This is a genomic window from Algoriphagus aestuariicola (assembly GCF_017254835.1).
Classification (GTDB): domain Bacteria; phylum Bacteroidota; class Bacteroidia; order Cytophagales; family Cyclobacteriaceae; genus Algoriphagus; species Algoriphagus aestuariicola.
In genome coordinates, this window is record NZ_JAFKCW010000005.1 from 332,252 (window position 1) to 358,066 (window position 25,815).

Genomic DNA, 25,815 nt, shown 5'->3' on the forward strand with positions numbered 1-25,815 from the left:
AGCTTGCAATCGAATGCACTGGCACAAATTGCAAAAAACTTTAGAATTATCACTATTCCTGGTAGACGGTGTACAAAACAGTTTCCCCCACCGCCCGCAATGTACGGGTGTCGATCAAATCCATGTTGTCCAGATGGGTGTGATGGTAATGGCTAAAACCGAAATCGGGTGAAAATTCGATAATGTCTATTGTTGGGATACCTGCATTAGCATTGACGAAGGCATGGTCATCCAGGATCTCCGGGGCGTCTTTTTGGATAAAGAAGTCCGAATGCCCCAATTTGGAGGCGTTAGACCAGACTTTGGACACGATTCCGCTGGCATACTGTCTGGAGTAGCCTTCGCGGTAGAACTTGGCATTTTTGCCGCCTACCATGTCCACCAGTATTCCATAGTAGGCGGAATAATTCGGGACATGCTTGTTCTTTGACCAGTATTGGGAGCCATGGCACCACCAAAATTCCTGAGCATTGTTGCGGGTGCGGGCCTTTTCCGGCTCTCCGTCATCTTCCCCGTCAAAGAGAATGATGTCTATTCCCACTTCGGGTTTCAGTTCTTGGGAAGCGATAATTCTTGCCACCTCCAATAAGACTCCAACACCGGAGCCACCGTCGTTTGCTCCATCAATCGGCTGGTCCAGGCGCTCGGTGTCCTTGTCCGCTATTCTTCGGGTATCCCAGTGCGCGGCCAAGAGGACTCTTTTGCTCGCTTGGGGATTATAGGAAGCGATGATATTGCTTAGATCCCAGGTTAGTCCATCGTAGGTTTTGGCCTGGAAGTCCTGAGTCTGTACACTCCAGCCGTAGCCCTCCAACTTGGAAATCATCCAGTTCTTGGTGTCGCTGTGGCCTTTGGTGCCGGGTACACGGGGACCAAAGTCGACCTGCTTTTGGACAAATGCGTAAGCAGAATCCGCATTGAAGCTTGGATAAGGTTTGACTACAACTTCCTCTACGACTGTTTCGGTGGGTTTTTCACCGGAACAGGCCCAAGCAAAAACCAACATTCCTATTAGCCAAAATCTATTCTTCATATGCCCAATCTATTTTTTCTTTCATGTCCTTGACCACAAAACCCAGGGCCTTGAGGCCGGAACGGATCTCGTCCACTTTTGAATAGTCGCGAGCTGTTTTTGCCTCGGAATACAGCTTGAGCAAAAGCTCCAGCATCGCGCCTTGCACATCGCCTTTTTCCTCTATCAAGCCCAGGATGTCCACCACAAAAGTGATGAAGGTGTCTTTCAGCTTCGCAAAAACCTCCTCACCCAATGCCGCAGCAGCCAATTGACCCGTGAAGACGGAGTTGATTTTCTTCAGCAGGTTGAACAAGTGTCCTATCGCCTGCGCAGTATTGAAATCATCGTCCATTGCGCGGTAAGCCGCGGTGATGCTGCTTTCGATTTGCTGGATTTGGTTGCCGTCCAAAGCCACCGCTTCATCTGGCGTAAACTCCAGCATGCGTGCGATGCGAAGGCCGTTGATGAGTTTCTTGTAGCCTTTTTGCGCAGCCTTCAGGGCTTCGTTGGAGAAGTCCAGCGTGGAGCGGTAGTGCGCCGTGAGCATGAAGTAGCGGATCGTCATCGGACTGTAGGCCTGCTCCAGCAGCTTGTGGTTGCCGGTGAAAAGCTCCTGCAGGTTGATGAAGTTGCCGAGCGACTTGCCCATCTTCTGTCCGTTGATGGTGATCATGTTGTTGTGCATCCAATATTTGGCCGGATCGTGGTGGTTGCAGGCGTTGCCTTGCGCGATCTCGCATTCATGGTGCGGAAACAGCAAATCCATGCCGCCGCCGTGGATGTCAAACTGGGTTCCCAAGTATTTGGAACTCATGGCAGTACACTCGAGGTGCCAGCCAGGGAAGCCTTTGCCCCACGGAGAATCCCACTTCATCAGATGTTCAGGCGAGGCATTTTTCCAAAGGGCAAAATCCGCCGCGTTGCGTTTTTCGTCCTGCCCGTCCAGTGTGCGGCTACCGCTCATAAGGTCTTCCAAGACTCTTCCGGAGAGTTTGCCGTATTTATAGCTTTCGTTGTATTTGAGTACGTCAAAATAGACCGAGCCATTCACTTCATAGGCAAGACCCTCTGCTAGAATCGCTTCGACCAAGGCAATTTGCTCGGGAATATGTCCGGTGGCGCGAGGTTCAATGCTAGGCTTCCAAGTATTGAGCAAAGCCATGTCGCGATGGTAAGTGTCTGTGTATTGCTGCGCCACTTCCATGGGTTCCAGTTGCTCCAGCTTGGCCTTTTTTGCGATCTTATCCTCTCCCTCGTCGGCATCGCCTTGTAGGTGTCCTACGTCTGTGATATTTCTGACATAGCGTACGCGATAGCCCAAATGGGTCAGGTAACGATTGACAGTGTCAAAAGTGACGGCTGGGCGGCCGTGCCCTAGGTGGGCATCGCCATAGACGGTAGGTCCGCAGACATACATGCCCACAAAGGGCGGGTTGATGGGTGCGAAATCCTCCTTCTGGCGGGAAAGGGTGTTGTATAGCTTGAGTTGGTGAGGCTTCATGGGAGTATGAAGTACGAAGTACAAAGTACCAAGTACGGGAATAATCCGATTTTGATTCAGGATGCAAAATAGGGGAATCCGCTACGGAATAGAAAGCGCCGTCCCCAAAAGCCCAAAATATCTCATTTGACTTTTCTCTTTTTGGGGTTTTGGCGATTGTCCCAAAAGGAGACGATTTCAATCTGGTTGATTGTTACTTCGTAAAAAATCAGGTAGTAGCGAAGCGGCAGAACTCTGGTTGACCGGTTTGATGCCAACCTTCCGAGAAATTTGTTTTCCGCCAATGCAACCAAGAGGTGATCGATCTCATCCAGCAGTTTCAGGCTATATCCGGGAGATCCGTTTCGAAGGGTGTAAAATTCTAGGACATGGTGAAGCTCGTCCTTCGCAAGATCCGACCAGACTATTTTTTTGAAAGCCATGCCTTCATATCGGAGACCACTTGCTGATGGGAGGAGCATTTGCCATTTTTAATTTGCCCCCTTCCTATTTCAATCGCTTCGGCTTGATCTTCAGAAAGCTCAAACAAACCCGCTTCGGACGAGTCTACCAGGGACTTAAGTGTCTGTAGCAGATCCAGATCATTGGATTCCCTGATTCTGGAAATGAGATTTTCTTTGATTTTCTCGCAAGAGTCCATGTTTGAACTAGTTTGTTGCAACAAATTACCTTTTTTTAACCGAAAAAGAGAAAGGTGGGTTTTCCAAATTCATTCCTTTTGCCGGGATTTGCCGGTCAGCCGATATCTTTAGCCATCAAACCTTCCCGATGATTCAGTTTTTATGAAAAAGCGATTTCCCATTTTTACCCTGTTTGCCCTCATCCTGGCTTTCTCGTGTGTCAAACCCGAAAAGGCTGAAATCATCCAAGAACAGGTCATTCCCGGTGAGCTACCTGATCCGACGCTGATTGAAGTGGACGGGACCTTCTATGCCTCGGGCTCCTCCAATGCTTGGGGGCCTTACTACCCGATCTACGAATCCAAGGATCTGAAGAATTGGACATTTGTTGACTACGTTTTTCAGGAAAAGCCCGATTGGACGATCAATAGTTTTTGGGCGCCGGAGCTTTTTTACAAAGATGGGACTTTCTATTGCTACTATACCGCGAGGCACAAAGACGGAGTTTCCATGATAGGAGTCGCCTCGACCAAGGATATAAAGCAGGGCTTCCAGGATCATGGGGTGATCATCAAGTGGGGAGAGGAGGCCATCGACGCCTTTGTCAACCAACAGGGAGACGATTTGTACATCACTTGGAAAGCTTACGGGCTGACCAAAGACAAACCCATCACGCTCTTGGGCTCCAAACTGAGCAGGGACGGGCTTTCCCTCGCAGGGGAAAGTTTCGAAGTGCTGGTAGCTGATGCGGATACATGGGAAAGAGGAGGTATCGAAGGCCAAACCATCATGGAAAGAGACGGCTATTTGTATATGTTTTATTCGGGGAATGCCTGCTGCGGGGCCAATTGCGACTACCAAGTCGGTGTGGCCCGGGCAAAAACGATGGAGGGGCCTTGGGAGAAATATGCAGGAAATCCCATCTTGGTTGGCAACGAAAATTGGAAATGTCCCGGCCACGGTACGGCTGTGCAAAACGATGGGGACTGGTACTATCTCTATCATGCCTATCCCAGCGCGGGCTTTCCCAATCTGGGCAGATCGGCACTGTTGAGCCAGATCGCTTGGGATGAGAAAACAGGCTGGCCAAAATTCACCGCCAATTTCCAAGCTGGAAGTCCAGCCAATTTGGCGAGTAATTTTATGGACCAATTTGATGGAAATGTCTTGAAAGCAAATTGGAGGTTTGATGTGGAGGCTGGCGATATGATCGCTAGAGTTGCTGATGGAAACCTGATTTTGACTGCGGATTCCTCGGCCATTCCAGCCTTTTTGGGAATCAATCCCGAAAAAGCCAATGCAGAATTTCAGACCCAAGTTCACGGAAAAAGCGAGGCGCTGCGAAGTTTGACCTTTTATGTCACCAAAGACAATAGCCTTGGGCTGGGAGTTCAAGGAGATTCATTGCTTCTCTGGAAACTAAAGCAGGGAGAGTTTCAGGTTTTGGAAAAAAAGCCGCTGGACTTCTCAGAAAATCTATTTCTCAAAGCCCAAATGACTGATGGAAAGCAGTTTCAATTTTCTTTCAGTTCGGATGGACAAACCTGGGATGCCATTGGCGGAGAAATTGTTGGAGACAACCTGGCCTGGTGGTCTTGGGGGATGAAGGCTGGCCTTTCCGTAAAGGGAGATGGCGAAGGTAGCTTTGGGGAGTTTGAGGTGAGGTATTAGAATTGGAGGTTTTGCCAATTGCAAATTGGAAAGGATATTCGGCTGGAATTGCAAATTCCACCCAACGATCGTTGTTAAAGTAGTTGTTTGAATCCCGATATCTAGTGAAAGTGACAAAATATCTAAGAATCATATATTTTCATGTGTACAATGCATATTGCCAAGATGATCGTTTTGGAACGAGTGTCCCTCATTTGAAAGCATTCGGGCTTGTAGGATGTTCGTTGAGTTTTTTGATTGCAGTTATTCGCGCACTTACTTTTCAATGCTTAATTGGGACTAGGATTTCCTTCAAAATAGGTCTTTTGATCGAGGTCCTGAGTTTGGTTTTGTTCTATTATCTTTTAGTGTTTAATAGAGTGTTTGAAAAGATTTATTGGGAATTTAAGGGTTCTGAGTTTGATCAAGTATCATATAGGATTTTGTCTTGGCTGGTGGTGATCACAGGCTTTCCCGCAGTGGGTCTATATGGATATTTTTTAGTTAGTCCTGTAAAATAGATCGAGTGTTCACATTGAAATTACAGGAGACTTGAATGCCTTTGCCCATTTAAACCACCCCCTTCAGTTTCACAAATTGCAGCAATAAAATCGTCTTCCCGTCCTTGATTTCGCCGCTTTCGACCATTGCCATCGCTTGATCGATGGGGATTTCCAATACTTCGATGTTTTCTTCCTCATGCTCGGCTCCGCCGCCTTCACTTACCTTCATGTCATTTCGGTATTCGGCGATGAAAAAGTGAAGGATCTCCGTGACCGAACCGGGGGACATATAGGCTTCGAAGATCTTGCGGACCTTGGAGATTTTGTAGCCGGTTTCCTCTTCAGTCTCTCGCTTGATGCAGTCTTCTGCATTTTCGTTGTCCAGTAGGCCTGCGCAGGCTTCGATCAGCATGCCGGATTCATTGCCATTGATATAGGTTGGCAGGCGAAATTGCCGGGTAAGAATCACCGTTTTTTGCTCGGGATGGTAGAGTAGGATGGTGGCGCCGTTGCCTCGGTCATAGGCCTCCCGGCTTTGGGTCAGTACTTCCCCGTTTTTCTTGCTGTATCGGTATGTGATTTTTTTGAGGATATACCAGTTGTCCGAAAGGATTTGGGTGTCTGTGATTTTTACGTTTTGAATCATGGATTTGGAAGGTGTTTTCAAAAATGAGTTTGCAAAATTCTCTGGTCTAACGGGGCGATGCAGTTACGGGTTTAATGGAATAAGTTTCGAGGAAGTCTATCAATATGCAGCTAATTTCATGCTTTGTTGTGATGCCTTTGCAAGTTGGTTTGGGTCATTTCTTTTACTGTTCTTTTGGCTTGACCCAAAAGAACCAAAAGGTCAAGATTTGCCAAAGCTCCAACTGCACAAGGCCGAACGCTGGCTCGCTGGCAAATCCGCCCACCGCACCTTTCCGATTTGTACTTTGTGGTCGATGGATGAAATTCACGACTAGAATCAGCATTCAAGGACTTTCTTCGAGTAGACCTTTTACAAAAAAAAGACCTTTGAAGTGGCCCAGCGACTTCGCTCAGGGTGACACCTCAAAGGTCTTGATACTTACGTCTAGCTACGCGCTACTTGGTTCTAGTCTCTAGTCTCTTGTTTCTATTACTTGATATTAAAGTCTAGATACTTAATGTTTGAAATGTCTCACACCTGTCATCACCATCGCCATGCCATGCGCGTCACAGTAGTTGATGCTGTCCTGATCTTTGATCGATCCACCTGGCTGGACGACTGCAGTGATGCCGGCTTCATGTGCGATCTCTACACAATCCGGGAATGGGAAGAAGGCATCAGATGCCATTACGGCACCTTTCAGCTCAAAACCGAATTCCTTGGCTTTGATGATCGCCTGACGCAAAGCATCCACTCGGGAGGTTTGACCTACTCCGCTTGAGAAAAGCTGGGTATCGTTGCTTAGGATAATGGTGTTTGACTTGGTGTGCTTGCAGACTTTCGCCGCAAAAACCAAAGCGTCCAGTTCTTTTTCAGTAGGAGCGACTTTGGTCACTACTTTGAAATCAGCCTTGCTTTCGGTAGCCAAATCCTTATCCTGCTCGATGATTCCATTGAGCAAAGTCTTGATCATCTTGGTGCCCGGAAGCGCCATTTTCTGACGAAGAAGGATTCTGTTTTTCTTGCCTTTCAAAACGGTCAAAGCCTCCTCAGTGAACTCAGGAGCGATCAACACCTCAAAGAAAAGCGAGTGCATCTCCTCAGCGGCAGCTTTATCCACAGTCTGATTGGTCACCAAGACTCCGCCAAAAGCCGAAGTGGTGTCCGCTTCAAAGGCCTTCTTGTAGGCTTCCTGCACGGTGTCGGCGATTGCGCATCCACAGGCATTGGTGTGCTTGAGGATGGCGAAGGCGGTTTGATCAGGGAATTCGGCGATCAAATTCACTGCAGCGTCCACGTCCACTAGATTGTTGTAGGAGAGTTCCTTGCCGTTCAGTTGGTCGAAAAGAGCTTCCATGTCTCCATAGAAGTGCGCCGCCTGATGAGGATTTTCTCCGTAGCGCAATGCCTTGGCTTTCGTTTCGGACACTTTCAGTGCTGGGATGTTTTCGGCTTGATTGAAATAGTTGAAAATATGCGTGTCGTAGTTGGAAGACACTTGGAAAGCCTGCGCGGCGAAATAGCGTCTGTCTTCGATTGTTGTTCCGCCATCCTGCTCAGCAAGTTTGGCTTCCAGTTCGGTGTATTGATCTTTGGAAGCGATAATGATCACGTCCTTGAAATTTTTGGCAGCGGCACGGATCAGGGAGATACCGCCGATATCGATCTTCTCGATAATGTCAGCTTCCGAGGCGCCAGATGCTACCGTCTCCTCAAAGGGATACAGATCCACGATTACCAAATCGATAGCCGGAATACCGTATTCCGCAGCTTGGGCCAAATCGCCCTCATTCTCTCTTCTGTGCAGGATGCCTCCAAAGATCTTCGGGTGGAGCGTTTTTACCCTGCCACCAAAAATAGAGGGGTAAGAAGTGAGCTCCTCGACTGGGATGACTTCAGCACCTTGCTCTTCAATAAACTTCTGTGTACCACCGGTGGAATAGATTTTCACTCCATGCTTTTTCAGCAATGCGATGATAGGTTCGAGATTGTCCTTGTAGTAGACGGAGACGAGCGCGGATTCGATTTTTTTGACGGCCATTTCTAAATGGTTTTGGATGATTTCAAGGGAAAGCGCAAAGGTAGGAAAAAGCGGGCAAGGCGGGAAATGAGATCGATGCATTTCGGAAAACGCTGTTTTGCATGAGGTAAAGAAAAGGAAATTCTGATTCTTGCCCCGAACTGTTTCTGTTTGTCTGGAGGATATTTTTCTTGAGTATCCAAGAAGACAAAATGTGGACTTTCCAGCCGGATCACCGGGTTTTTGCCATCCCCAGAGTTGAAAAATATGGGGCTGAGGGAGTTTATTCCAACGCTGGGCCGTCTGATTGTCGGGCCGAAATGAATGTCGTCCAAAACCACATGGAAGTGTCTTTCTCATTTTAGAGCAATTGTGGCTGCGAGCGCGGTTCATTCCGCTTTAACATGCAAATTGCAGGACTTATCCGTCACGAATGAATTCCAGCACTTCTCCCATCGGCATTTTCGACAGCGGCTTTGGCGGCCTCACTGTTTTCAAGGAAATAGAAAAGCTTTTGCCTCAATACGACTACCTCTACTTGGGCGACAATGCCCGAGCACCCTATGGTTCCCGAAGTTTTGAGACGGTCTATCATTACACCTGGGAGGCGGTGCAATGGTTTTTTGGACAGGGCTGTCCTTTAGTTTTGCTCGCTTGCAATACTGCAAGTGCCAAAGCCCTCAGAAATATCCAGCAGCTGGACCTGCCGAAAACAGCCGATCCCACTCGAAGAGTTTTGGGAGTGATCCGGCCTACCACAGAGATACTCGGACAGTTTACCCGGTCCAAGAAAGTGGGGATCTTGGGTACCAGCGGAACAGTGAAATCAGATTCCTATCCTACGGAATTGAAAAAATACTGGCCCGAGGTAGAGGTTTTCCAGCAGGCCTGTCCGCTATGGGTACCGCTCATTGAAAGCAATGAGCATGAAGGTGAAGGGGCGGATTTTTTCGTGAAAAAATACCTTAACCAATTGTTGGCGCAGGAAAAGGGGATCGATACGCTCCTCCTCGGATGCACGCACTACCCTTTGCTTCTCCCCAAACTCAAGCAGCACATCCCGCACGACATGACGCTCGTGCCGCAGGGGGAAATCGTAGCCAGGAGTCTGGTGGACTATCTAAACCGCCACCCCGAGATGGAGTCCCGGCTCAGCAAGGGACAAGACCACCGCTTTTGTACTACTGATGACCCTTCGGACTTTGCAAAGCGGGCGGAGATAATCCTCGGTCGCGAGATCAACGCAGTTGGTATCCATCTGTGAAGTCGATTGCATTCGAAAAATCCCTTGGGAAATGCTTTTTCTACTTCCCAAGCCGCCTTCCGTGTATTTCCTCCCCATTTTTAGTTTCAAAACCCGTATCATCGAACCTTAAATAAATTTAACCCAGATAGAACATGAAGAACTGGTTCTTCCTGGCAGCTGCTTTGGTTGCCACTATTTCCGTGTCGCAGGCTCAGGACAAACTGAAGAACATGCCTGGCTACGAGCAATACCAAAAAATTTCCCCCCAAATCTACAGCTCAGTCAAATCCGGTGCGCTTTCAGCCAAATGGAGCGAAGACGGAAGCTCTTTTGAGTATAGCCAAGACGGAAAACTCTACCGCTACGATATCAAGTCGAAAAAGGCCAGCGAAATCGGAGAAGCTCCAAAGCCTGAGGGAAGAAGACGAACCGGCCCCGCTCGTGGACGTCAATTCGACTCAGCAACGTCTCCTGATGGTGCTTTCAAAGCTTTCACCAAGGATCGCAACATGTACCTCAGCAAACCGGACGGTTCTGGTGTGATCGCACTGACTACTGATGGCAATGAGAATAATCAAGTGAAATACGGCATTGCGACTTGGGTATACGGCGAGGAACTCAGTCAAAATACCGCGATGTGGTGGTCACCGGACAGCAAAAAGATTGCTTTCTACCGATTTGAGGAGAAGGATGTCAAGAAATATTATGTGCTGCTCGATCAGCTCAACCTCTACGACTCTCTGGAAATCGAAGCCTATCCCAAAGTGGGCGAGCCGAATCTGCCGGTAGATCTGATGGTTTATGACTTGGAAACCAAAAAACTCAGCAAGCTGGACATCCGCGATGGAAAAGCCTTCGACGACGGCGATCTCGGCACCTATATCTATGACATTTCCTGGACTCCAGATGGCAAGGAGCTGATCTACCACAGCACGAATAGATTGCAAAACATCCTGGAGCTTCGTGCCGCTGATCCGGTGACTGGCAAGAGCCGGACCATCATCCACGAAGAATGGCTTGCGAGTTGGGTAGAGAATTCCCCGGAAATGCATGTCTTGGACAATGGTACCCAATTTATCTGGGCTTCCGAGCGCAGCGGCTTCAACAACTACTACCTGTACAATTTCGACGGAACCTTGGTCAGCACGATCACCCAGCATCCTTTCGAAGTTGCCAACATTGTGAGGGTGGACGAGAAAAACGGGACACTTTACTACATGGCCAGAAGCGGGGACAACCACATGAAGATGCAGCTTCACAGGGTGAATTTCGACGGAAGCAAGGACACCCGCTTGACCGACCCGGCGTACAATCACAGCGTCTCTATTTCTCCTGATGGAAAATACTTCGTCGACGTAGCCCAGACGCATGATGTAGCTCCGTTTACCAAACTCATCGATGCCAAAGGAAAGGTAGTGGCCGAGCTTGCCAAAAGTGACACGAGCAAGTTTGAGGAATTGGGACTAAAAAAGACTGAAATGTTCACCTTCACTTCCAAAGACGGAGTGACCGAGCTCCATGGCCTGATTCACTTCCCATCGGATTTTGATCCATCCAAAAAGTATCCGGTAATCCTCAGCAACTATGGAGGTCCTGCCACGAATGCTTTCCGCGAGACATTCGTCTATCCCGATCCATTGACTGAGTATGGATTCTTGGTGCTGAATATCGACGGCAGAAACGTAAGAGGCCGAGGCAAAAAACTCTTGGATCAACTGTACGGCAACTTGGGCTTGGTGGAAATGGATGATTTCGCGGAGGGCGTCAAGTCGCTTCACAGCCGTCCGTACTTTGACAAAGATCGCGTGGGCGTGTATGGCACTTCCTACGGAGGAACGACTGCCGCTACCATGCTTCTGAGATTCCCGGAGCTTTTCCATGCCGCTGTAGCCAACTCCTCCGTGACGGACTGGAGAAACTATGATAATATCTATACGGAACGCTTCATGGGTACCCTGAAAAGCAATCTGGAAGGATATAATCGATTCAGCCTAATGAACATGGCGGATCAGTTGCAGGGAGAGTTACTAATTTTCTTCGGTACGGCTGACAACAACGTTCACCCTTCCAATTCCCTTCAGCTGATCAAAGCTTTTCAGGATGCAGGCAAAAGCATAGAAGTTCAGATCGCTCCCGATGGCGGTCATACAGCCCTAAACCGTGATCGAATGATGGAGTTTTTTATCAAGCATCTGGTGACGGATTATAAAGAGGTGGTGAGGTAATCTTCGGGTCGGATGTCCAATGTCCGATGTTTGGTCACCTTCGAAATTGCTTGGCAGGTGGGCTAGAGCGGTTGACTTGTCGAACCGTGGTGGTGACATGAGCCGAAGCCTCTTTCCTTTATCCGCATGAAATGGTGAAAACCATGCACCAAGTGATTGGGGCATGGTTTTTTTTTTGAAAATTTCGGGATAAATCCACTCGAAATCCCATTCTCATTAAGGCAGAGATTAGAACAAGTAAACCCCGAAAAGCAAAAGAGTATACACCAACATCGATGGATAAAGGGCAAATTTGTATTTTTGAAGTGCGGTTCCGTTTGTTTATGTCGGTGTAGGTTTATGTTTTCGCCACCTCAAAGGCAAAGCGTTACAATTCTTTTAGCAACAGATCCTGTATGTTCAGATTTTTAATTTTAAGAAGAGTTTACTCATGGAAAAAAAATCCATTATATCGCTGTTTTGGTCCCTCTTTTCGATTGTTTTACCTGGTATCAGTTTAATAGCAAGTCTCAATTCTTTATTTGGTTACGATGCCATCAACGAAGATTTTCCTACTGTCAGTTCTTCTCTTTCAACCAGAGCAGGAATTGGCGGGGAGCCTCTTCCCAATTTGGATGATTTTTTCATTAGGAGGAAGGTGGATTTCAACAACCATTCCGAAGGATATTATACCGATGACCAGTTGAAGTCGGACTGGAAAGGAGGGAAGCTATATCTTCCCAATACCACCCAAGTTCAGACGGTCGACGGAAAGAAGGTCTTGGCCAGCTTTTTCCCCAAAGGAACTTGGGGTAGAGGCGGCGGACTAAACCAATGGAGCGATTTCCGGGATACGCCAGATGATATTACGGAGATCTATTGGACGTATCGCATCAAATATCAAAATGATTTTGATTGGGCCCTTGGCGCCAAACTTCCGGGAGTAGGATTCGGTTCTGTTCAGACTGTTGCCTCCGGGGGAGTCGGCCCCGGTATAGGTGACAAGGGAGCAAGTCTAAGGTTGATGCAAGAAGCTGGCGGAAAACTCAGAATGTACGTGTATCACCACAGCATGGGCGATACCTATGGAGATGACATGGGCCAGGGTCGATTCGGCCAATTAAAAAAAGGTGTTTGGCAGGAGTTGTCTGTTCGTGTCGTAGCAAATGAAATCGGCAAGGCCAACGGGATCATGCAAGTTTGGTTGGACGGAATGCTTGTGGCGTCGGCACAGAATATTGAAATGCGGACGGCTACAAGTCCGCAAAGAATCAATTCCTTGGCCCTGCATACTTTTATGGGCGGGGCAGACGAAAGATTTGCACCGGATAGGGATCAGTTTATGTGGATGGATGACGTGTATTTTTGGCAATACAGCAAGAAGTATTTGGCCGCAAACCCCAATGCTCCACGCGGTCTCCAACTACATTCCGCGTCGCAGAAGTTATATACTCCGATTTCGGAATAAGCCGGCTTGAAGATAGCCCAGCAGTCAGCAGCGTTTACGCGAAAATCAAGGGATGACTTACAAGTCGGTCAAGGTACTAGGCTTAGACAGCATGGCAGGCTGAGACAGGCAATTGTGGAGAGTTTTTTTTACTCAAAAAAACCAAATCCTTTTCTTTTGGACTGCGTTCCTACAGAGAATTTAAAGATTCGCCTAGCGGCAGCATCTACGGTATTCACTATTTTCGCGGCATCAAATCAGCACCGAATGTTTCTCGACCTACTTATAGCTATTCTTTGGAGCATTTCCCCCTTTGGTGAGGCAAAAATCGGTATACCCTATGCCATCCTGAATGGAATAAACATTTATTTGGCCTTCTTCCTTTGCTTTGTTGCCAATGTGCTCATCTTCCCCTTGATGTCGTTTTTTTTGGATGTGGTAAACCGCTACTTCATGAGGTGGTATCATTACAAAAAGGCGGCGATTTTTGTGGGCCGTAGGGCCAAAGCCGGCGCAGGCAAGAATGTGAAGAAATATGGCTTTTGGGGCCTGATGGTTTTCGTATTGGTACCGGTTCCGGGTACGGGCGTTTATGCGGGGACCATCGCGGGATATCTTTTCGGATTGGATCGCAAAAAAGCCTTCTTGGCAAACACCATCGGTATTTTCATCTCCTGTCTAATTGTTTGGCTGACCACTGTCATGGCCATGGGAGGGTTTTGATTGAACTGTGGGAAAGTAAGAAACCCAGTTTCAGTGATAGTTTGACAAAAACAGGAGGAGCGACCTACTGTACGCTTGGGCTGGAAATGTCAACGACATTTTTCCAAGAACCATACGTTTGCCTTTTCAAGATACTTACTGCTTGGCTGTGATAAGTGACCAACTTCCCAGTCGAATCAGGACAAGAGACTAGGGAGTCCTCAATCATGTAGGCCATGTCTCCACTTTCTGAGACTTAGACTCTTTTGGGTTCCCAGAAAATGCGAAACCCCGGGATTTGGAAGCTTTCCTCTACCATTTTTCCTATTGCCGCTTTACCATTCAGAGGCGGCATGCCCTTAGGTTGCCTGAGCGCCGTCCCTACTCAGTTGCATCAGTTTTTCACCTTCAGTTTGAGTGTCTACATCGGGTTGGCTGCAGCTCATCACAGCCAAACACAAGAAAAGAGCAGTTATATATTTCATGGTTGGCGGACTGCGTGTGAATTAAAATAGAGAAGAATTGGATGTGATGAAAAACTGGAGGAGAGCGGCCTAGGATCTGGTCCTGGGAGCCAGATACTGAGCCACTCTCCCCGGTAACAACAATCGCTGCCACTTCTTCAATTTGCCGGACTAAACCGGTACTGGCATCGAGACGACCACCGGCTCCAGAACCGTGTGTTTCTCCTTGGCCACTTTTACCATGACCTCTGGATCTCCCAAAATGTCCTGCATCAAACTCAAATCGTTTACTTCGGCGACCAGTACGATCGAATTGGGATCATCTGTGTCCTGAAAAGTCTGGAAGCCCGACGCGAATTTGGCGAAGATTTCCACGCGGTCTGGATGTCCCTTCATCCAAGTATCAAAATCGCCCACCTTATGGCGCATCACTACTGTTGGCATTGGTTAATGGATTAAAAGTGATTCCTACTCTTTTGGCTTTTCGGAATTCGCCCCCCTTATTACTCAAACAGTTTTTGGTATGCCGGAGGAAAGGGGCTGTCCCCAGCCCAAATAAGTTACCCATTCTTGTAGAAAGAGATGAAAATTAGATTATTGATAATTAATAATATGGGGCGAGCCTGATTTTTGGGGTCCAAAAGGATGGAACCTTGCCTCGGAACTCGGTGACTGATGTGATTGTCTCAAAGGTTTTTGCTAAGGTTCAAACTTGTATTTTCTGATTCAGAATAGTCCCTGTATAAATCAACAAACAGTTAATTTTGCGCCAAACAGACCTCGGTTTGAACCTTAAAAATAGTTGTGATAAAGCTAACGCGGAGCGTAGAATAGCGACAATCGCGAGGTTTTGGGATTTTGGGACATTTGCCCGTTTTTTGGGCCGACATAGATTGGGCTCCTTGGTTCATCAAAACCCCAAATAGCGAAATGAAGACGATGTGGATTACCCCGGAAGGTTTGGAAAAGCTAAAGGCCGAGCTGGATCACCTGTGGAAGGTGGAGCGTCCGGAGACTACCCAAAAAGTCGCTTGGGCGGCGAGCCTCGGTGACCGCTCGGAAAATGCCGACTACCACTACAACAAGAAACGTCTCCGGGAAATAGACCGACGTGTCCACTACCTGCGCAAGTGCGTCGATGACCTAAAGGTGATCTCCTATACGCCCTATCAGGAGGGAAAAGTGATGTTCGGAGCTTGGGTAGAGATCGAAAATGCCAAGGGACAAAAGTTCCGCTTCCGCATCGTGGGCGGAGAGGAGATTTTTGAGCGCAGGGACTATATCTCCATCGATTCCCCCATGGCCCAAGCTCTGCTGAAAAAGGAAGTGGGAGAGGAAGCTGTTGTTCAAACCCCAACGATGCAAATGGCTTGGCGAGTGAGGAAGATTGAGTATGAGAAGTGAGGGGGCTAGGCAAGAATTTCTGTCCAATCCTCAATTCAGGCCACGAGCCTTCAAAACCTCCATCAGGCCATCATCTTGTTTGGGGTTTTTAAGCATTTTGTAAATAAACAGGATGGGAAAAAACATGGGAATAAGGAATCCCAAGCTCCTGTCTGAGGATAAAATCCAAGCTCCAAATCCAAAAACCACGATACCCGCCAGGAAACCAATTCCAGCCGCATGAAGAAGTCTGGAGGTTTTGAAGTTCTTTTTTTCTAGCAACAGTTCGGCATCTGTCATGCCGGAATAATTCTTCTTTTCCATTTTTTTGGCGAGTTTAATTGGTCCATTTCCTGAATTGGGCTATTCAAGTTCACTTCCGATTATTTTTAAATCAAGATATCCAAAAATCAACTGGCTGAGAATACGTCAGAAAGATCCTGAAAATTATGAGCGGAGGAGAAAGCTCTGTTCTCAGGGGAGCGATACTATTAAAAAAGGCTGAACTCTTTAGAATCCAGCCTTTTTAGGCGCAAGGCTTATTCAAAATCCTATTCTTTGGTTGTTTCGATGACACCACGGAAATAACCGATGGATTCGGCAATGCCCATAAATGGATTGTCCATGTTTCTCTCGTGCTCCAGACTGCATACGCCGGTGTAGCCAACCCTTCGGATCATTCGCACCATGGCTGGAAAGTCGATGATTCCTCGGCCTACTTCGAGTGAATAGCCCGCTTTGACCGGAGCAGTTACATCCTTGATGTGCATGTCGAAGACACGGCTGTGGTATTTTTCCAGATCGGCTACAGGATCTTTGCCATTTCTGGTGTCGTGTCCAATGTCCAGACACATGCCAATCCGAGGATCGAGGTCTTTGGTGTGGTTCCAGACATCGTCGGCATCGGGATAGATTTTGATATCCGGCCCATGCAAATGGATGGCGTATTTGAAGTCATACTCTTTTACCTTTTTCTCGACGTAAGGAAGCAACTCCGGATTGGGAACGCCTACAATCAACTTTACGCCTACCCTTTTTGCATAGTCAAATGCCTTGTCGATTTCCTCCTCGGATCTCATATAGATCGGGCCAACGGCATATCCGGTCACGTCATGGGCTTTCAGCTTCGCATGAAAAGCAGCAATCTCAGCATCGGTGCTGTTCATAGGCAAATGAAAATCCTTGATGCAAAGGTAGTGCACATCCAGGGCTTTCAACGTCTCGAGGGTTTTGTCCAGGTCGAATTTTACGAAGGTATAGCCTGCGATTCCGACTTTGAACTGTTCCCCTGTTTCCGGTGGAAGCTGCGGTCCTGGTCTGGTTTCCTGGGCTTTGCACACTATTGTGGCGATTGCAAGCAAAAAGGTCAATGCGGTTAATTTCATGGGTTTGTTTTTTGTTTTTCAATTGCTATGTGGAAGCTCGCAGGAGAAATAACTATCCCAGAGTGTGACGCCTGAGTCCTGCTCGATTACATACAGTTTATTTTAAGGTTCTTTGTATCCAATTTAGCGAATGCAAGCCAAACAGATGCCCTGTGATTCGCCGGAGGACGTCTGTTCTTTATTTTTTTTATTTCAGCGGGAAGGAAGAAGTGCCGGTCGGTGGGGAAACAAACTTGGGAGTGAGTGAAAAAAACGACCCAGAATGGGTCAGATGCGTATAGCCGAAACAGATGGAACCCGGTACGACCCCATCGGGGTCGAATGTCATCCATAGCCTCATATTCTATAAACATGCAATCTCTTCGGGATTATCCCCTGGCAATATTTGTTTTCAGCGAACTACTAACTTGCCGGAGCTGAAAGTAATTCGCATAGGTCCCAAATATCCCTTCCACTTTCTCGTTGACTGCTGCGCTTTGGGTCTGGTGTCGTGGCGAATTGCAAATTCGAAGGGTAGGGAGGCCTGGTTACAACACCCAGTCCAGGAGGTATCATTGCTGGGGATCTCTTTGATCTGATTTGGATAGAATGATGCAAACACAATCGAAACTTTTTTCTCCTGTGACAGCGAAGGGAGGTTTTGATTAAACCTTCTGACTTGAATTTTTGTTCTTAAAAATTTCCAAAGATTGCGGTCCCTGCGATAGAGTATCTTGATTCTTTTCCAATTCTGGCTTTTGGGTTTTATTGGTCATCAATCCTATCATCATGACCAAAGCCGTCAAGATAATTACCTGAATAACGAGTGAATTGTTCACGAATGGAATCGACTTTGGAGGCGCGATGGATAAGAACAGCAAAATGGTAATAAGCCCACGGGGTGCAACAAACAACAGCGGACGCAAGGGGAGTTTCGAAAGTTTGAGTTGGATGGCCCTGACGGCGAAAATGCAAATCACAACTCCCAATGACCAGATGAAAGTATCCGTGTTGATGACTTCGATGGTTTCGATCAAATATCCGAAAAGTATGAAGAAAATGGCGCGTATCAGGAATGCGGCTTCTGTAGTCAACTCTTTGAATTTTGTGACTTCTGTATTCAGATCTTCCGGTTTGAATCTTTTTATCCACTCAAATTTTTTCAACTCGTCAAGGTTGCCGATCGCCAGTCCAAAAATCAAAATGAAAATCAGCGCGGGTAGATGATAGATCTCTGAAACCGCGTAAATCAAAACAACCAACAATATGATGGGAACAAATTTTACATGGTGCTCAATCTTATTTAGGAGAAAGGATAAGCCAATCGTGGCAATGAAGGAAACCACTGCGATGATTAAGAGTTGGAAGGCGAAGTATCCGAATGAAGAAGCAGTGATTACCTCATTGAAAGCCAGGAAGTTAAAAAGAAGAACTCCCAATATATCCGACAGGCTGCTTTCGTAGATGACAAACTCTTTGTTGTGTGATTGAAGATTTCTGACGCTGGGAATAGCAATGGCGCTGCTGATTACGCAGAATGGGATTGCATTTACGATGCTGTCTCTAAGGCTATAGTCTCCAAAATATCTAAAAGCAAAAGCAAAGATGAAGGCTAAAGCGATAATGGGAAGTAAAGCCCCCAAGAACGATTTTCCGATAAGTCCAAACTTGGATTTATTCAGCTCAAGTTCCAAAGAACCCTCAAGCACGATCAAAATAAGGCCGATCGTACCTAAGACCGGAAGAAAAGGCGAAAAATCGGGAAGCGGAAGGTCGATCAAAACGGTAAGTTTTCTCACAGACCATCCCAGTAGCAGCAAGAATATGACAGATGGAACTTTTGTCTTGGCAGATGTCAGGTCAAACACATAAGCAATGAGCAGCAACGTGCAAAATGTGATTACTATAGTGATCGTCATGAATGGTAAATTATGCTTAATTTTTGATTATCCTGTCAATTTTGATCCTCGACCCGGCTTTACTTTGGTCGATGAGCTTACTGATTCGTCCAATGTTCATTCGATTTCAGAAAGTCCCTAAGTTTAGTTTCGAACTTTGGTGCAGTTAGTTTCTTGAGCGGCAGGTCATACTGATAAAATTCTTGGCGAGATCCCTCCATTCTCGATAGTCAATTAATCCCATCTGATCGGATTCTGGCAAAAATCGATTCAGGAAAACTTCCGTTGTCAGTATTACGATGTGGGGGATTTTCAAAGTACGTATTGGGAAGTAAGGCCAATAAATATTTAAATGCGGATGAGTGTACTTCTTTGTTTGTAATCGAGAGAAGGAATCGCAAATGCCAGCTGGGGTTTTGACTTACTTCCAAAAAGAGGTGCTGTGCGGATGATGCGGTCTAATTCCAATTGGAATTCTGAGACACGGGGCCGGTTTTTTTTTGGGGGGGTAATCCGCTGAGATTTTTGAGCACAGGAACTATGTCTCGATTGATTCTCCCATGGACCAAGCCTTTCTGAAAAAGGAAGTGGGAGAGGAAGCTGTTGTCCAAACGCCAAATGGAAATACGGCATGGAAGATCAGAAAGGTTGAGTATGAGAAGTGAGAGATAGCTTTGCAGGGGCGTAACCCGGTGATCTTAGTAGATCTTGGCGCTAGGCCTAGTTTCGCGAGGCGCGTAGCGCTGTGATCTGCTTTCGTGGGATTCGGTTGATGTCAGGGCTATGCCCCATTTGGGGAAGGTGTGATCTGATTTTTCTACGAAGATGTCGGGGCTAGCGCCCCTGTGGGAACGCAAAGGAAGATTTTGTTTATGTTCGATGGCGATCGCGGACTACGCCTGGGAACCGCCCAAACTTCGCTCAGAGGGGGCCTTGGGGGATTTTGGACTTTTTTCCAGAAGTTTGCTAAGATGGACTTTCAAAAGCCGAGTCTCCACCTACCCTGTAGTGGGTATTTTTAGGAGAAAAGGCTGGTTTAAACGTTTATTTTCGTTTAAATGCTTGGAGGGGATTGATCCGACAATTATCTTTTAGTTACAGTATTCTTTTATTGGTTTTCATTTTTGTTTCACCTTTAATTTTTAATGCCATGGAAAACAAGATTCCCATTCAGATCTCGGAGGCGGATCAACAGATTTTAGACAATGCCTACCAAACCATTCGGGACACATTTAGGAAGTATGCCATTACCCTAAGCCCGAAAGACCGTCAAGACCTGCCCAAGATGGCAGATGGTACAGAAGCCTTCGTCCTTAAGGCGCTGGAACTGGCGAGTAAAAACCCGCAATTCGCTCCTCCTTTTATGGATGTCGAGGAGATGAAAAAGGATCTGGATGCCTACTTCCAGATCAAGCCCTTTCTCACCATGGCCAAGCAAAGCTGGGATGAATTCAGCGATACGGCCATGGAGGCAGGTTCGGAGGCCTATGTGCAGGCTTTGGCCTTTTACAACTCCATCAAGCTGGCCGTGAAGCTAAAAATCCCGGGAGCAAAAGCCATCTATGATGAGCTGAAAAAGCGCTTTGAGGTGTCTCCCAAATCCGCTTCTTCCGCGGAAGACTGAGGCTGGAGAAAATTTGCTTATCCTACCCAAGCCGAGTCGAAAGACTCGGCTTTTTTGATGGCTAAGGATAAAGGAGGGGAGGCTCGGGATAGGATTTCCCATTGCAAAAATGGAATAACGCAAGTCAAGGGCCCGATGCCGCAGTTCCGAACCGCGATGCCGCAGGTAAAACATGCGGTACCGGAGCCAAAAGCCAGGACACCGCAAGTCAAATATGCCATACCGGATCTCAAAGATCCAATCTCGGACCCAATACATCCGGTGCCGGATTAAAAACATCCGACACCGCATGTTTGAGGTGGAGGGGGGTACCTCGGAGGTGGGGTAGGGAGTGTGGCTGCTCCTTGCGTCTGGTGTCCTAGCGAATTGCAAATTCGAAGGGATAGGAAGGCGTTTTTCTCCCGTTGGCTATCTCGGACTACGCCTAGGCAAGCGTCAAACTACGCTCAGAGGGGGGTTAGGGTTTTTTATCTATTCTGTTCAATACTTGTCTGAAGTACTCATTCAGGAGTCCTGGCCCTTGAAATCTCTTCAAAACAACGGGACTTGCATCCAACTCCGATTGTCTATTGTCATTTTTGTCAGAATTTGAAATGCTGAGATAGACCATTCGGTAGATTTTATTGTCAGGTTCTTCTTGATAGGCTTCTCGAAGTAGCTCTTTACCTTCTTTTTCTAGGTCAACATAGTCGCCAAATTCATAAGGGAAGATTGAAACTGTATAACCTGCAATAAATTTGAATTCTGCCAGATGCTGAAATTTGCTCTTTCCATCGTCAAACATTTCTTTTAATCGTTGTCGAAGGTTTATTCTTTCATGAAATTCTGACTTGGCGTCTTCAATCGCTATCCAAAGGAAAAAAAAGAAATGTTTCCAAATTTCAAAGTCCGTAGGATTGGTTTTGTATAACTCGTGATATAACTCGAAAGCCTTATCGAAATCCCCGTTGTCTTCTATTTCAAATATACTCTTGAGCTGTTCCATATCGTCATTTTAGCCTACTTCCAACGATTTGCCGCTTGGCGTAGTGGCGAATTGCAAATTCGAAAGAATAGGAAGGCGTAGTTACAAACTACGCCTAGGTATGCGCTATACTACGCTCAGCGGGGGATTAATTGCTAAATTGAAGGAAATCAAATCGTCAATCAAATGATCACTGAGCATAAACAAGATGTTGTAGACTTTATTAGAAGTGTCTTTTTATCCGAAATGTGTGAATTGGTCTCCTACAAAGAGGCTCCATACATCAAGTTTTTGATATTAATCCAAGGAATTGAGTTTCTGGGGGCCTGCCAGGATAGTAAGCCTTTTGATTCTGAAGAAAGAGGTTTGTCAAAAAAAAGATTCAGACAAGGAATGTTATTACTCGGTAAAAAATATCAGGGCTTTTTAGATGATGAAAGTGAAATTAGCTTTTACAGGGATTTTAGATGTCCAATGATTCATCAATTCAAGCACAATCAATCAAAGATTACCTTGGCAACTCGGGATGGGGTCAATGATCAAGAACTTCATTTAAAGAAAAATGAAAAGGGACAAATGTATATTGTTCTAGAAGACTTTTATGCTGACATAGAACAGGCGGCTTTCAATTTGATACGTAAAATTGAAGCTGGAGAATACACTTTAGAAAAGCTTTCAGAACCATACTTAACTGTTCAAAAGATTGCAGAAATGCAGATTATATCTTCTTGAAGCTGTCAAATTTCATGGGACGGTTGGATTTGAATTTGTGGACGGTTTGTTTTTGCGATTATATACTAAAGCGACTTTTTCCTCGATCAAAAAAAAATCCCCTCCAGATTGCTCCAGAAGGGATTTTTATTTCAGCTTTCAAACTTCAGCTTTCAGATTTTATCCTTTCGCTTCCACCCATTTTCTAGCATTCACAAACGCTTCCATCCAAGGAGTGAAGTCGTCGTTTCTTTCGCTAGGGTAGTGAGCCCAGTTCCATGGCTTCAAGCTTCGCTCGATGTGAGGCATAAAGGCCAAATGTCTTCCGTCTTCGGAGGCAATACCTGCCGTCGCAAAGTCAGATCCATTCGGGTTGCCTGGATAAGCGGCATAGCTGTACTTCATGGCGAAGTTGTAGGCATTCTCACCTTTTGGAAGGTAGAATTTGCCCTCGCCGTGCGCTACCCAAACACCCAGACGCTGGCCGCTTAGGCTACCTAGCATCACGGAGTTGTTTTGAGGGATAGTTACGTTCACGAAGCAAGACTCAAACTTATGGCTGGCGTTGTGAAGCATTTTAGGCTTCTCGTCATGATCTGGAGTCACTAGACCCAGTTCGATCATCAGCTGGCAACCGTTACATACGCCCAAAGAAAGGGTGTCAGGACGAGCGTAGAAGTTGTCCAAGGCTTGTTTTGCTTTTGGATTGTAGAGGAATGCACCCGCCCAACCTTTAGCAGAACCCAATACGTCGGAGTTGGAGAATCCACCCACGAAGACGATCATCTGCACGTCTTCCAGGTTTTCTCTGCCGGCGATCAAGTCGGTCATGTGCACATCTTTCACTTCAAATCCTGCCAACCAAAGTGCATAAGCCATCTCTCGGTCACCATTCACCCCTTTTTCGCGGATGATGGCAGCCTTGGCTTTGCCTTTTTCAGTACGGTATGGATTCAAGCCGGATGCTTCAAAGCTGCCTTTCCAGTTTGGCGCAAACTCATAGCTGAGGGCTTGATTTTTATAGTTGTCAAAGCGGTCTTTGGCTAGTTTTTCTCCGCTTTGCTTTGTGTCCAATAGGTAAGAAGACTTAAACCACAGGTCTCTCAACCGAGCTACTTCCAAGGTTTGAGCTTCTAAAGTCACTTTCCCATCCAGAGTCACTTCCGCCAATTCCACGAAGTCGATTTCTGCTTCTGCAAGCAAACCTTCTGCAGCATTGGTATCTGCCACCTGAATTAGGATGCCTGGATTTTCGGAGAATAGCGCTTTAATGAGGTTGCTTTCTGCCAGACGACTTTCTTTGACAGAAAGACCGACAGACTTGCTTGGGAAGCACATTTCCAACAAAGCAGTAAGCAAACCACCGGAAGAGATATCGTGTCCTGCCAATACCAAACCTTTTTCAATCAGGGTCTGAACAGCAGTGAACGCTTTTGCGAAATAGGCAGAGTCCGCAACATTTGGCGTATCCTGTCCTACTTTGTTAAGGATTTGGTATAGAGAAGATCCAGCGAGTTTGGCGGAATCTTGGGAAAAGTCTAGGTATAGAACTTTGCTGCCTTCCTGTGGGAGTAATGCGGCTTTCACCGTCTTTTTCACATCCGAGCATTCCCCAACCGTGGAGATGATTACGGTTCCCGGAGAGTACACGACCTTTCCGTCAGGATATTTCTGAGTCATGGAAAGGGAGTCTTTTCCGGTTGGGATATTCACACCCAATTCGATGGCGAAGTCAGAGCAAGCTTTTACGGCACGGTATAGACGGTCGTTTTCTCCCGCGTTTTTCGCAGGCCACATCCAGTTGGCAGAAAGGGAAACACCCTTCAGGCCATCCGTGATCGGAGAGAAAACCAAGTTGGTCAAAGACTCGGCGATAGCCAGCCTGGAACCAGCCTCAGGATTAGCCAAAGCAGCAACGGCAGCGTGACCGATAGAAGTTGCGATACCTTTGTTGCCGGTAAAGTCCAAGGCCATTACGCCCAAGTCATTGAGCGGAACCTGGATTTCACCGACAGTTTGCTGTGTGGCAACACGACCTGTTACAGATCGGTCTACCTTATTGGTCAACCAGTCCTTACAAGCCACACCTTCCAGTTGAAGGACTTCCTCGATATATTCCTTTAGTTTGCCAGCTTCCAGTTCTGCTTCCGCAAACTTTGGAGTCAAGCCTGTTTTGTCTTCCAAAATGGTCTTAGGAGAAGATCCAAACATGTAGCTCAGATTCCAATCCACTGGTTTTTCGCCAGTTTTTTGGTTTTCAAACTTGAAGTGCATGTCTCCGGTCGTCTCGCCCACCACATAGAATGGGGCGCGCTCACGCTCGGAAAGTTGCTTCAGGGTTGCGATATCCTTTTTTCCGACTACCAATCCCATACGTTCTTGGGACTCGTTGCCGATAATTTCTTTGGAAGAAAGGGTAGGGTCTCCCACAGGCAACTGATCAATGTGGATCGTCCCACCGGTGCTTTCCACCAATTCAGAAAGACAGTTCAAGTGCCCGCCTGCTCCGTGATCGTGAATGGAGATGATTGGGTTGTTTTCGCTTTCTGCCATGGCGCGGATCACGTTGGATACTCGCTTCTGCATTTCAGGATTGGATCGCTGAACTGCATTAAGCTCGATGGCATTGGAAAGCTCCCCTGTATTCAAGGAAGAAACGGCAGATCCACCCATCCCGATGCGGTAGTTGTCTCCGCCCATGATGACGATCTGGTCGCCGGTTTTTGGTTCTTCTTTCTTGGTGTATTTGGCATTGGTAAAGCCAACACCACCTGCCAGCATGATTACTTTGTCAAATCCGTATTGCTTGTCGCCTTCTTCGTGCTCGAAGGTCAACAAGGAACCAGCGATCAATGGCTGGCCGAATTTGTTTCCAAAATCAGAAGCTCCGTTGGAAGCTTTGATCAGGATGTCCATTGGAGTTTGGTATAGCCAAGGTCTCTCGGCCAAGTTTTTCTCCCAGCTTCTTCCTTTTTCAGAACGAGAATATGAAGTCATATAGACTGCCGTTCCCGCCAAAGGAATAGATGCGGTTCCACCTGCCAAACGGTCACGGATTTCACCACCCGAACCAGTAGCCGCTCCGTTGAATGGCTCGACAGTCGTCGGGAAGTTGTGTGTTTCAGCTTTAAGAGAAATCACCGAATCGATCTCGCGAGTCTCGAAGAAGTCAGCTTGGTGCTGAGTCTTCGGAGCAAACTGCTGGATTTTTGGACCTTGGATAAAGGCCACGTTGTCCTTGTAAGCAGAAGCGATACGGTTTGGATGCTTTTTGGAAGTCTCCTTAATCAATTGGAAAAGCGTCATTGGCTGCTCTTCTCCATCGATGATAAAGGTTCCGTTGAAAATTTTATGACGGCAGTGCTCGGAGTTTACTTGGGAAAATCCGAATACTTCTGAGTCTGTCAAAGGTCGCTCCAGTTGTTTGGCGACATTTTCCAGGTAATCCACTTCTTCTTGGCTCAAAGCCAAGCCTTCGGATTTGTTGTAAGAAGCAATGTCAGTTACCGCTTTGATTGGCTCAGGCTGAAGATGAATGTCGAAGATTTCCTGATCAAGGCCCTCGTAGGCCTTTTGCAGCATGGGGTCGATCTGATCTCCCTCAGCCATAGGGAAAAATTCCTCGATACGCTGAATGCCCTGAATTCCCATGTTGACGGTGATTTCCACGGCGTTGGTAGACCATGGGGTAATCATTTCCTTGCGAGGTCCTGAATATTTTCCGGCTACTTTATCACCCTCCTGAAGCTTGGCCTCGCCAAAAAGCCAGGTGAGTTTCGCGATGTCTTCGGTGCTGAGAGGATGGGGAACTTGAACTCCGTAGATGAGTTTCTGAGGGGATTCAAAGAAGAAAATCATGTCCTTTGGCTGG

23 protein-coding genes are annotated in these 25,815 nt (G+C 46.9%); 11 read left to right on the top strand and 12 right to left on the bottom strand.

Annotation, left to right across the window (positions count from 1 at the left end):
* Positions 1 to 52 precede the first annotated feature (52 nt).
* The 4 genes from J0A67_RS20620 to J0A67_RS20635 all read right to left on the bottom strand — a co-directional run bounded on the left by J0A67_RS20620 (position 53) and on the right by J0A67_RS20635 (position 3,156).
* A complete protein-coding gene (locus J0A67_RS20620) occupies positions 53 to 1,033 on the bottom strand; it encodes a M28 family peptidase (protein ID WP_206571284.1) in 981 nt (326 codons plus the stop codon).
* Positions 1,023 to 2,516, bottom strand: coding sequence for a cysteine--tRNA ligase (gene cysS / locus J0A67_RS20625; RefSeq protein WP_206571285.1), 1,494 nt, complete (start codon positions 2,514 to 2,516; stop codon positions 1,023 to 1,025). The genes J0A67_RS20620 and cysS overlap by 11 nt, the downstream gene beginning before the upstream one ends.
* A gap of 122 nt (positions 2,517 to 2,638) precedes the next feature.
* Positions 2,639 to 2,938 (bottom strand): type II toxin-antitoxin system RelE/ParE family toxin, encoded by a 300-nt coding sequence (locus J0A67_RS20630; RefSeq protein ID WP_206571286.1) that lies wholly within the window; start codon positions 2,936 to 2,938, stop codon positions 2,639 to 2,641.
* The gene (locus J0A67_RS20635; RefSeq protein ID WP_206571287.1) at positions 2,920 to 3,156 is read right to left on the bottom strand and encodes a hypothetical protein; all 237 of its coding nucleotides are present in this window, start codon (positions 3,154 to 3,156) and stop codon (positions 2,920 to 2,922) included. The genes J0A67_RS20630 and J0A67_RS20635 overlap by 19 nt, the downstream gene beginning before the upstream one ends.
* 142 nt (positions 3,157 to 3,298) lie before the next feature.
* On the opposite strand from J0A67_RS20635, the gene J0A67_RS20640 reads away from it, so the two are divergent.
* Positions 3,299 to 4,807 (top strand): glycoside hydrolase family 43 protein, encoded by a 1,509-nt coding sequence (locus J0A67_RS20640; protein ID WP_206571288.1) that lies wholly within the window; start codon positions 3,299 to 3,301, stop codon positions 4,805 to 4,807.
* 549 nt (positions 4,808 to 5,356) lie between these two features.
* On the opposite strand, the gene nudK is transcribed toward J0A67_RS20640, so the two are convergent.
* On the bottom strand, positions 5,357 to 5,935 hold the full coding sequence (nudK, locus tag J0A67_RS20645) for a GDP-mannose pyrophosphatase NudK (RefSeq protein WP_206571289.1): 579 nt from the start codon (positions 5,933 to 5,935) through the stop codon (positions 5,357 to 5,359).
* Here nudK and J0A67_RS20650 point away from each other — a divergent pair.
* Complete coding sequence (locus tag J0A67_RS20650) at positions 5,934 to 6,251, top strand: hypothetical protein (protein ID WP_206571290.1); 318 nt, start codon at positions 5,934 to 5,936, stop codon at positions 6,249 to 6,251. The genes nudK and J0A67_RS20650 overlap by 2 nt on opposite strands.
* 180 nt (positions 6,252 to 6,431) lie before the next feature.
* Here the strand turns inward: J0A67_RS20650 and purH are convergent, their stop codons facing one another.
* On the bottom strand, positions 6,432 to 7,958 hold the full coding sequence (gene purH, locus J0A67_RS20655) for a bifunctional phosphoribosylaminoimidazolecarboxamide formyltransferase/IMP cyclohydrolase (protein ID WP_206571291.1): 1,527 nt from the start codon (positions 7,956 to 7,958) through the stop codon (positions 6,432 to 6,434).
* Between the two features lie 412 nt (positions 7,959 to 8,370).
* On the opposite strand from purH, the gene murI reads away from it, so the two are divergent.
* From murI to J0A67_RS20675, 4 genes are all read left to right on the top strand, one after another.
* Entirely contained in the window at positions 8,371 to 9,201 is an 831-nt protein-coding gene (murI, locus tag J0A67_RS20660; protein WP_206571292.1) for a glutamate racemase, read from the top strand.
* Between the two features lie 134 nt (positions 9,202 to 9,335).
* The gene (locus J0A67_RS20665; protein WP_206571293.1) at positions 9,336 to 11,408 is read left to right on the top strand and encodes a S9 family peptidase; all 2,073 of its coding nucleotides are present in this window, start codon (positions 9,336 to 9,338) and stop codon (positions 11,406 to 11,408) included.
* A gap of 430 nt (positions 11,409 to 11,838) precedes the next feature.
* On the top strand, positions 11,839 to 12,855 hold the full coding sequence (locus tag J0A67_RS20670) for a polysaccharide lyase (protein ID WP_206571294.1): 1,017 nt from the start codon (positions 11,839 to 11,841) through the stop codon (positions 12,853 to 12,855).
* 246 nt (positions 12,856 to 13,101) lie between these two features.
* Positions 13,102 to 13,557: a COG2426 family protein gene (locus tag J0A67_RS20675; RefSeq protein WP_206571295.1), complete on the top strand. Its 456-nt coding sequence runs from the start codon at positions 13,102 to 13,104 to the stop codon at positions 13,555 to 13,557.
* A 614-nt stretch (positions 13,558 to 14,171) separates the two neighbouring features.
* Here the strand turns inward: J0A67_RS20675 and J0A67_RS20680 are convergent.
* Complete coding sequence (locus J0A67_RS20680) at positions 14,172 to 14,444, bottom strand: hypothetical protein (protein WP_206571296.1); 273 nt, start codon at positions 14,442 to 14,444, stop codon at positions 14,172 to 14,174.
* A gap of 486 nt (positions 14,445 to 14,930) precedes the next feature.
* Here J0A67_RS20680 and greB point away from each other — a divergent pair, with 486 nt between their 5' ends.
* Positions 14,931 to 15,404, top strand: a complete 474-nt coding sequence (gene greB, locus J0A67_RS20685; RefSeq protein ID WP_206571297.1) for a transcription elongation factor GreB — start codon at positions 14,931 to 14,933, stop codon at positions 15,402 to 15,404.
* Between the two features lie 30 nt (positions 15,405 to 15,434).
* Here greB and J0A67_RS20690 read toward each other — a convergent pair whose 3' ends face one another.
* The 3 genes from J0A67_RS20690 to J0A67_RS20700 form a co-directional block, all read right to left on the bottom strand.
* Positions 15,435 to 15,707: a hypothetical protein gene (locus tag J0A67_RS20690; protein ID WP_206571298.1), complete on the bottom strand. Its 273-nt coding sequence runs from the start codon at positions 15,705 to 15,707 to the stop codon at positions 15,435 to 15,437.
* A 227-nt stretch (positions 15,708 to 15,934) separates the two neighbouring features.
* Positions 15,935 to 16,768 carry a sugar phosphate isomerase/epimerase family protein gene (locus J0A67_RS20695; protein ID WP_206571299.1) on the bottom strand — a complete coding sequence of 278 codons (834 nt, stop codon included), beginning with the start codon at positions 16,766 to 16,768 and terminating at the stop codon, positions 15,935 to 15,937.
* A gap of 644 nt (positions 16,769 to 17,412) precedes the next feature.
* Complete coding sequence (locus tag J0A67_RS20700; protein WP_241265279.1) at positions 17,413 to 18,666, bottom strand: cation:proton antiporter; 1,254 nt, start codon at positions 18,664 to 18,666, stop codon at positions 17,413 to 17,415.
* A gap of 500 nt (positions 18,667 to 19,166) precedes the next feature.
* Between J0A67_RS20700 and J0A67_RS20705 the strand changes: the two genes are divergently transcribed.
* From J0A67_RS20705 to J0A67_RS20715, 3 genes are all read left to right on the top strand, one after another.
* On the top strand, positions 19,167 to 19,310 hold the full coding sequence (locus tag J0A67_RS20705; protein WP_317195073.1) for a GreA/GreB family elongation factor: 144 nt from the start codon (positions 19,167 to 19,169) through the stop codon (positions 19,308 to 19,310).
* 485 nt (positions 19,311 to 19,795) lie between these two features.
* Positions 19,796 to 20,269 (top strand): hypothetical protein, encoded by a 474-nt coding sequence (locus J0A67_RS20710; RefSeq protein WP_206571301.1) that lies wholly within the window; start codon positions 19,796 to 19,798, stop codon positions 20,267 to 20,269.
* 57 nt (positions 20,270 to 20,326) lie between these two features.
* Positions 20,327 to 20,542, top strand: coding sequence for a hypothetical protein (locus tag J0A67_RS20715; RefSeq protein ID WP_206571302.1), 216 nt, complete (start codon positions 20,327 to 20,329; stop codon positions 20,540 to 20,542).
* Positions 20,543 to 20,726: 184 nt separating this feature from the next.
* On the opposite strand, the gene J0A67_RS20720 is transcribed toward J0A67_RS20715, so the two are convergent.
* Entirely contained in the window at positions 20,727 to 21,254 is a 528-nt protein-coding gene (locus J0A67_RS20720) for a hypothetical protein (protein WP_206571303.1), read from the bottom strand.
* A 165-nt stretch (positions 21,255 to 21,419) separates the two neighbouring features.
* Here J0A67_RS20720 and J0A67_RS20725 point away from each other — a divergent pair, with 165 nt between their 5' ends.
* On the top strand, positions 21,420 to 21,965 hold the full coding sequence (locus J0A67_RS20725; RefSeq protein ID WP_206571304.1) for a hypothetical protein: 546 nt from the start codon (positions 21,420 to 21,422) through the stop codon (positions 21,963 to 21,965).
* Positions 21,966 to 22,124: 159 nt separating this feature from the next.
* On the opposite strand, the gene purL is transcribed toward J0A67_RS20725, so the two are convergent.
* A complete protein-coding gene (gene purL / locus J0A67_RS20730) occupies positions 22,125 to 25,802 on the bottom strand; it encodes a phosphoribosylformylglycinamidine synthase (protein ID WP_206571409.1) in 3,678 nt (1,225 codons plus the stop codon).
* Positions 25,803 to 25,815: the final 13 nt, after the last annotated feature.

Bases quoted from the DNA above. Each gene is read 5' to 3' on its own strand.
- J0A67_RS20670 (WP_206571294.1), top strand. From the start codon at position 11,839: ATGGAAAAAAAATCCATTATATCGCTGTTTTGGTCCCTCTTTTCGATT.
- J0A67_RS20715 (WP_206571302.1), top strand. From the start codon at position 20,327: ATGGCTAAGGATAAAGGAGGGGAGGCTCGGGATAGGATTTCCCATTGC.
- J0A67_RS20725 (WP_206571304.1), top strand. From the start codon at position 21,420: ATGATCACTGAGCATAAACAAGATGTTGTAGACTTTATTAGAAGTGTC.
- cysS (WP_206571285.1), bottom strand. From the start codon at position 2,516: ATGAAGCCTCACCAACTCAAGCTATACAACACCCTTTCCCGCCAGAAG.
- nudK (WP_206571289.1), bottom strand. From the start codon at position 5,935: ATGATTCAAAACGTAAAAATCACAGACACCCAAATCCTTTCGGACAAC.
- J0A67_RS20700 (WP_241265279.1), bottom strand. From the start codon at position 18,666: ATGACGATCACTATAGTAATCACATTTTGCACGTTGCTGCTCATTGCT.
- J0A67_RS20650 (WP_206571290.1), top strand. From the start codon at position 5,934: ATGGATTTGGAAGGTGTTTTCAAAAATGAGTTTGCAAAATTCTCTGGT.
- purL (WP_206571409.1), bottom strand. From the start codon at position 25,802: ATGATTTTCTTCTTTGAATCCCCTCAGAAACTCATCTACGGAGTTCAA.
- J0A67_RS20640 (WP_206571288.1), top strand. From the start codon at position 3,299: ATGAAAAAGCGATTTCCCATTTTTACCCTGTTTGCCCTCATCCTGGCT.
- murI (WP_206571292.1), top strand. From the start codon at position 8,371: ATGAATTCCAGCACTTCTCCCATCGGCATTTTCGACAGCGGCTTTGGC.
- J0A67_RS20710 (WP_206571301.1), top strand. From the start codon at position 19,796: ATGGAAAACAAGATTCCCATTCAGATCTCGGAGGCGGATCAACAGATT.
- J0A67_RS20720 (WP_206571303.1), bottom strand. From the start codon at position 21,254: ATGGAACAGCTCAAGAGTATATTTGAAATAGAAGACAACGGGGATTTC.
- J0A67_RS20695 (WP_206571299.1), bottom strand. From the start codon at position 16,768: ATGAAATTAACCGCATTGACCTTTTTGCTTGCAATCGCCACAATAGTG.
- greB (WP_206571297.1), top strand. From the start codon at position 14,931: ATGAAGACGATGTGGATTACCCCGGAAGGTTTGGAAAAGCTAAAGGCC.
- J0A67_RS20690 (WP_206571298.1), bottom strand. From the start codon at position 15,707: ATGGAAAAGAAGAATTATTCCGGCATGACAGATGCCGAACTGTTGCTA.
- J0A67_RS20680 (WP_206571296.1), bottom strand. From the start codon at position 14,444: ATGCCAACAGTAGTGATGCGCCATAAGGTGGGCGATTTTGATACTTGG.
- J0A67_RS20675 (WP_206571295.1), top strand. From the start codon at position 13,102: ATGTTTCTCGACCTACTTATAGCTATTCTTTGGAGCATTTCCCCCTTT.
- J0A67_RS20665 (WP_206571293.1), top strand. From the start codon at position 9,336: ATGAAGAACTGGTTCTTCCTGGCAGCTGCTTTGGTTGCCACTATTTCC.
- J0A67_RS20620 (WP_206571284.1), bottom strand. From the start codon at position 1,033: ATGAAGAATAGATTTTGGCTAATAGGAATGTTGGTTTTTGCTTGGGCC.
- purH (WP_206571291.1), bottom strand. From the start codon at position 7,958: ATGGCCGTCAAAAAAATCGAATCCGCGCTCGTCTCCGTCTACTACAAG.
- J0A67_RS20630 (WP_206571286.1), bottom strand. From the start codon at position 2,938: ATGGCTTTCAAAAAAATAGTCTGGTCGGATCTTGCGAAGGACGAGCTT.
- J0A67_RS20635 (WP_206571287.1), bottom strand. From the start codon at position 3,156: ATGGACTCTTGCGAGAAAATCAAAGAAAATCTCATTTCCAGAATCAGG.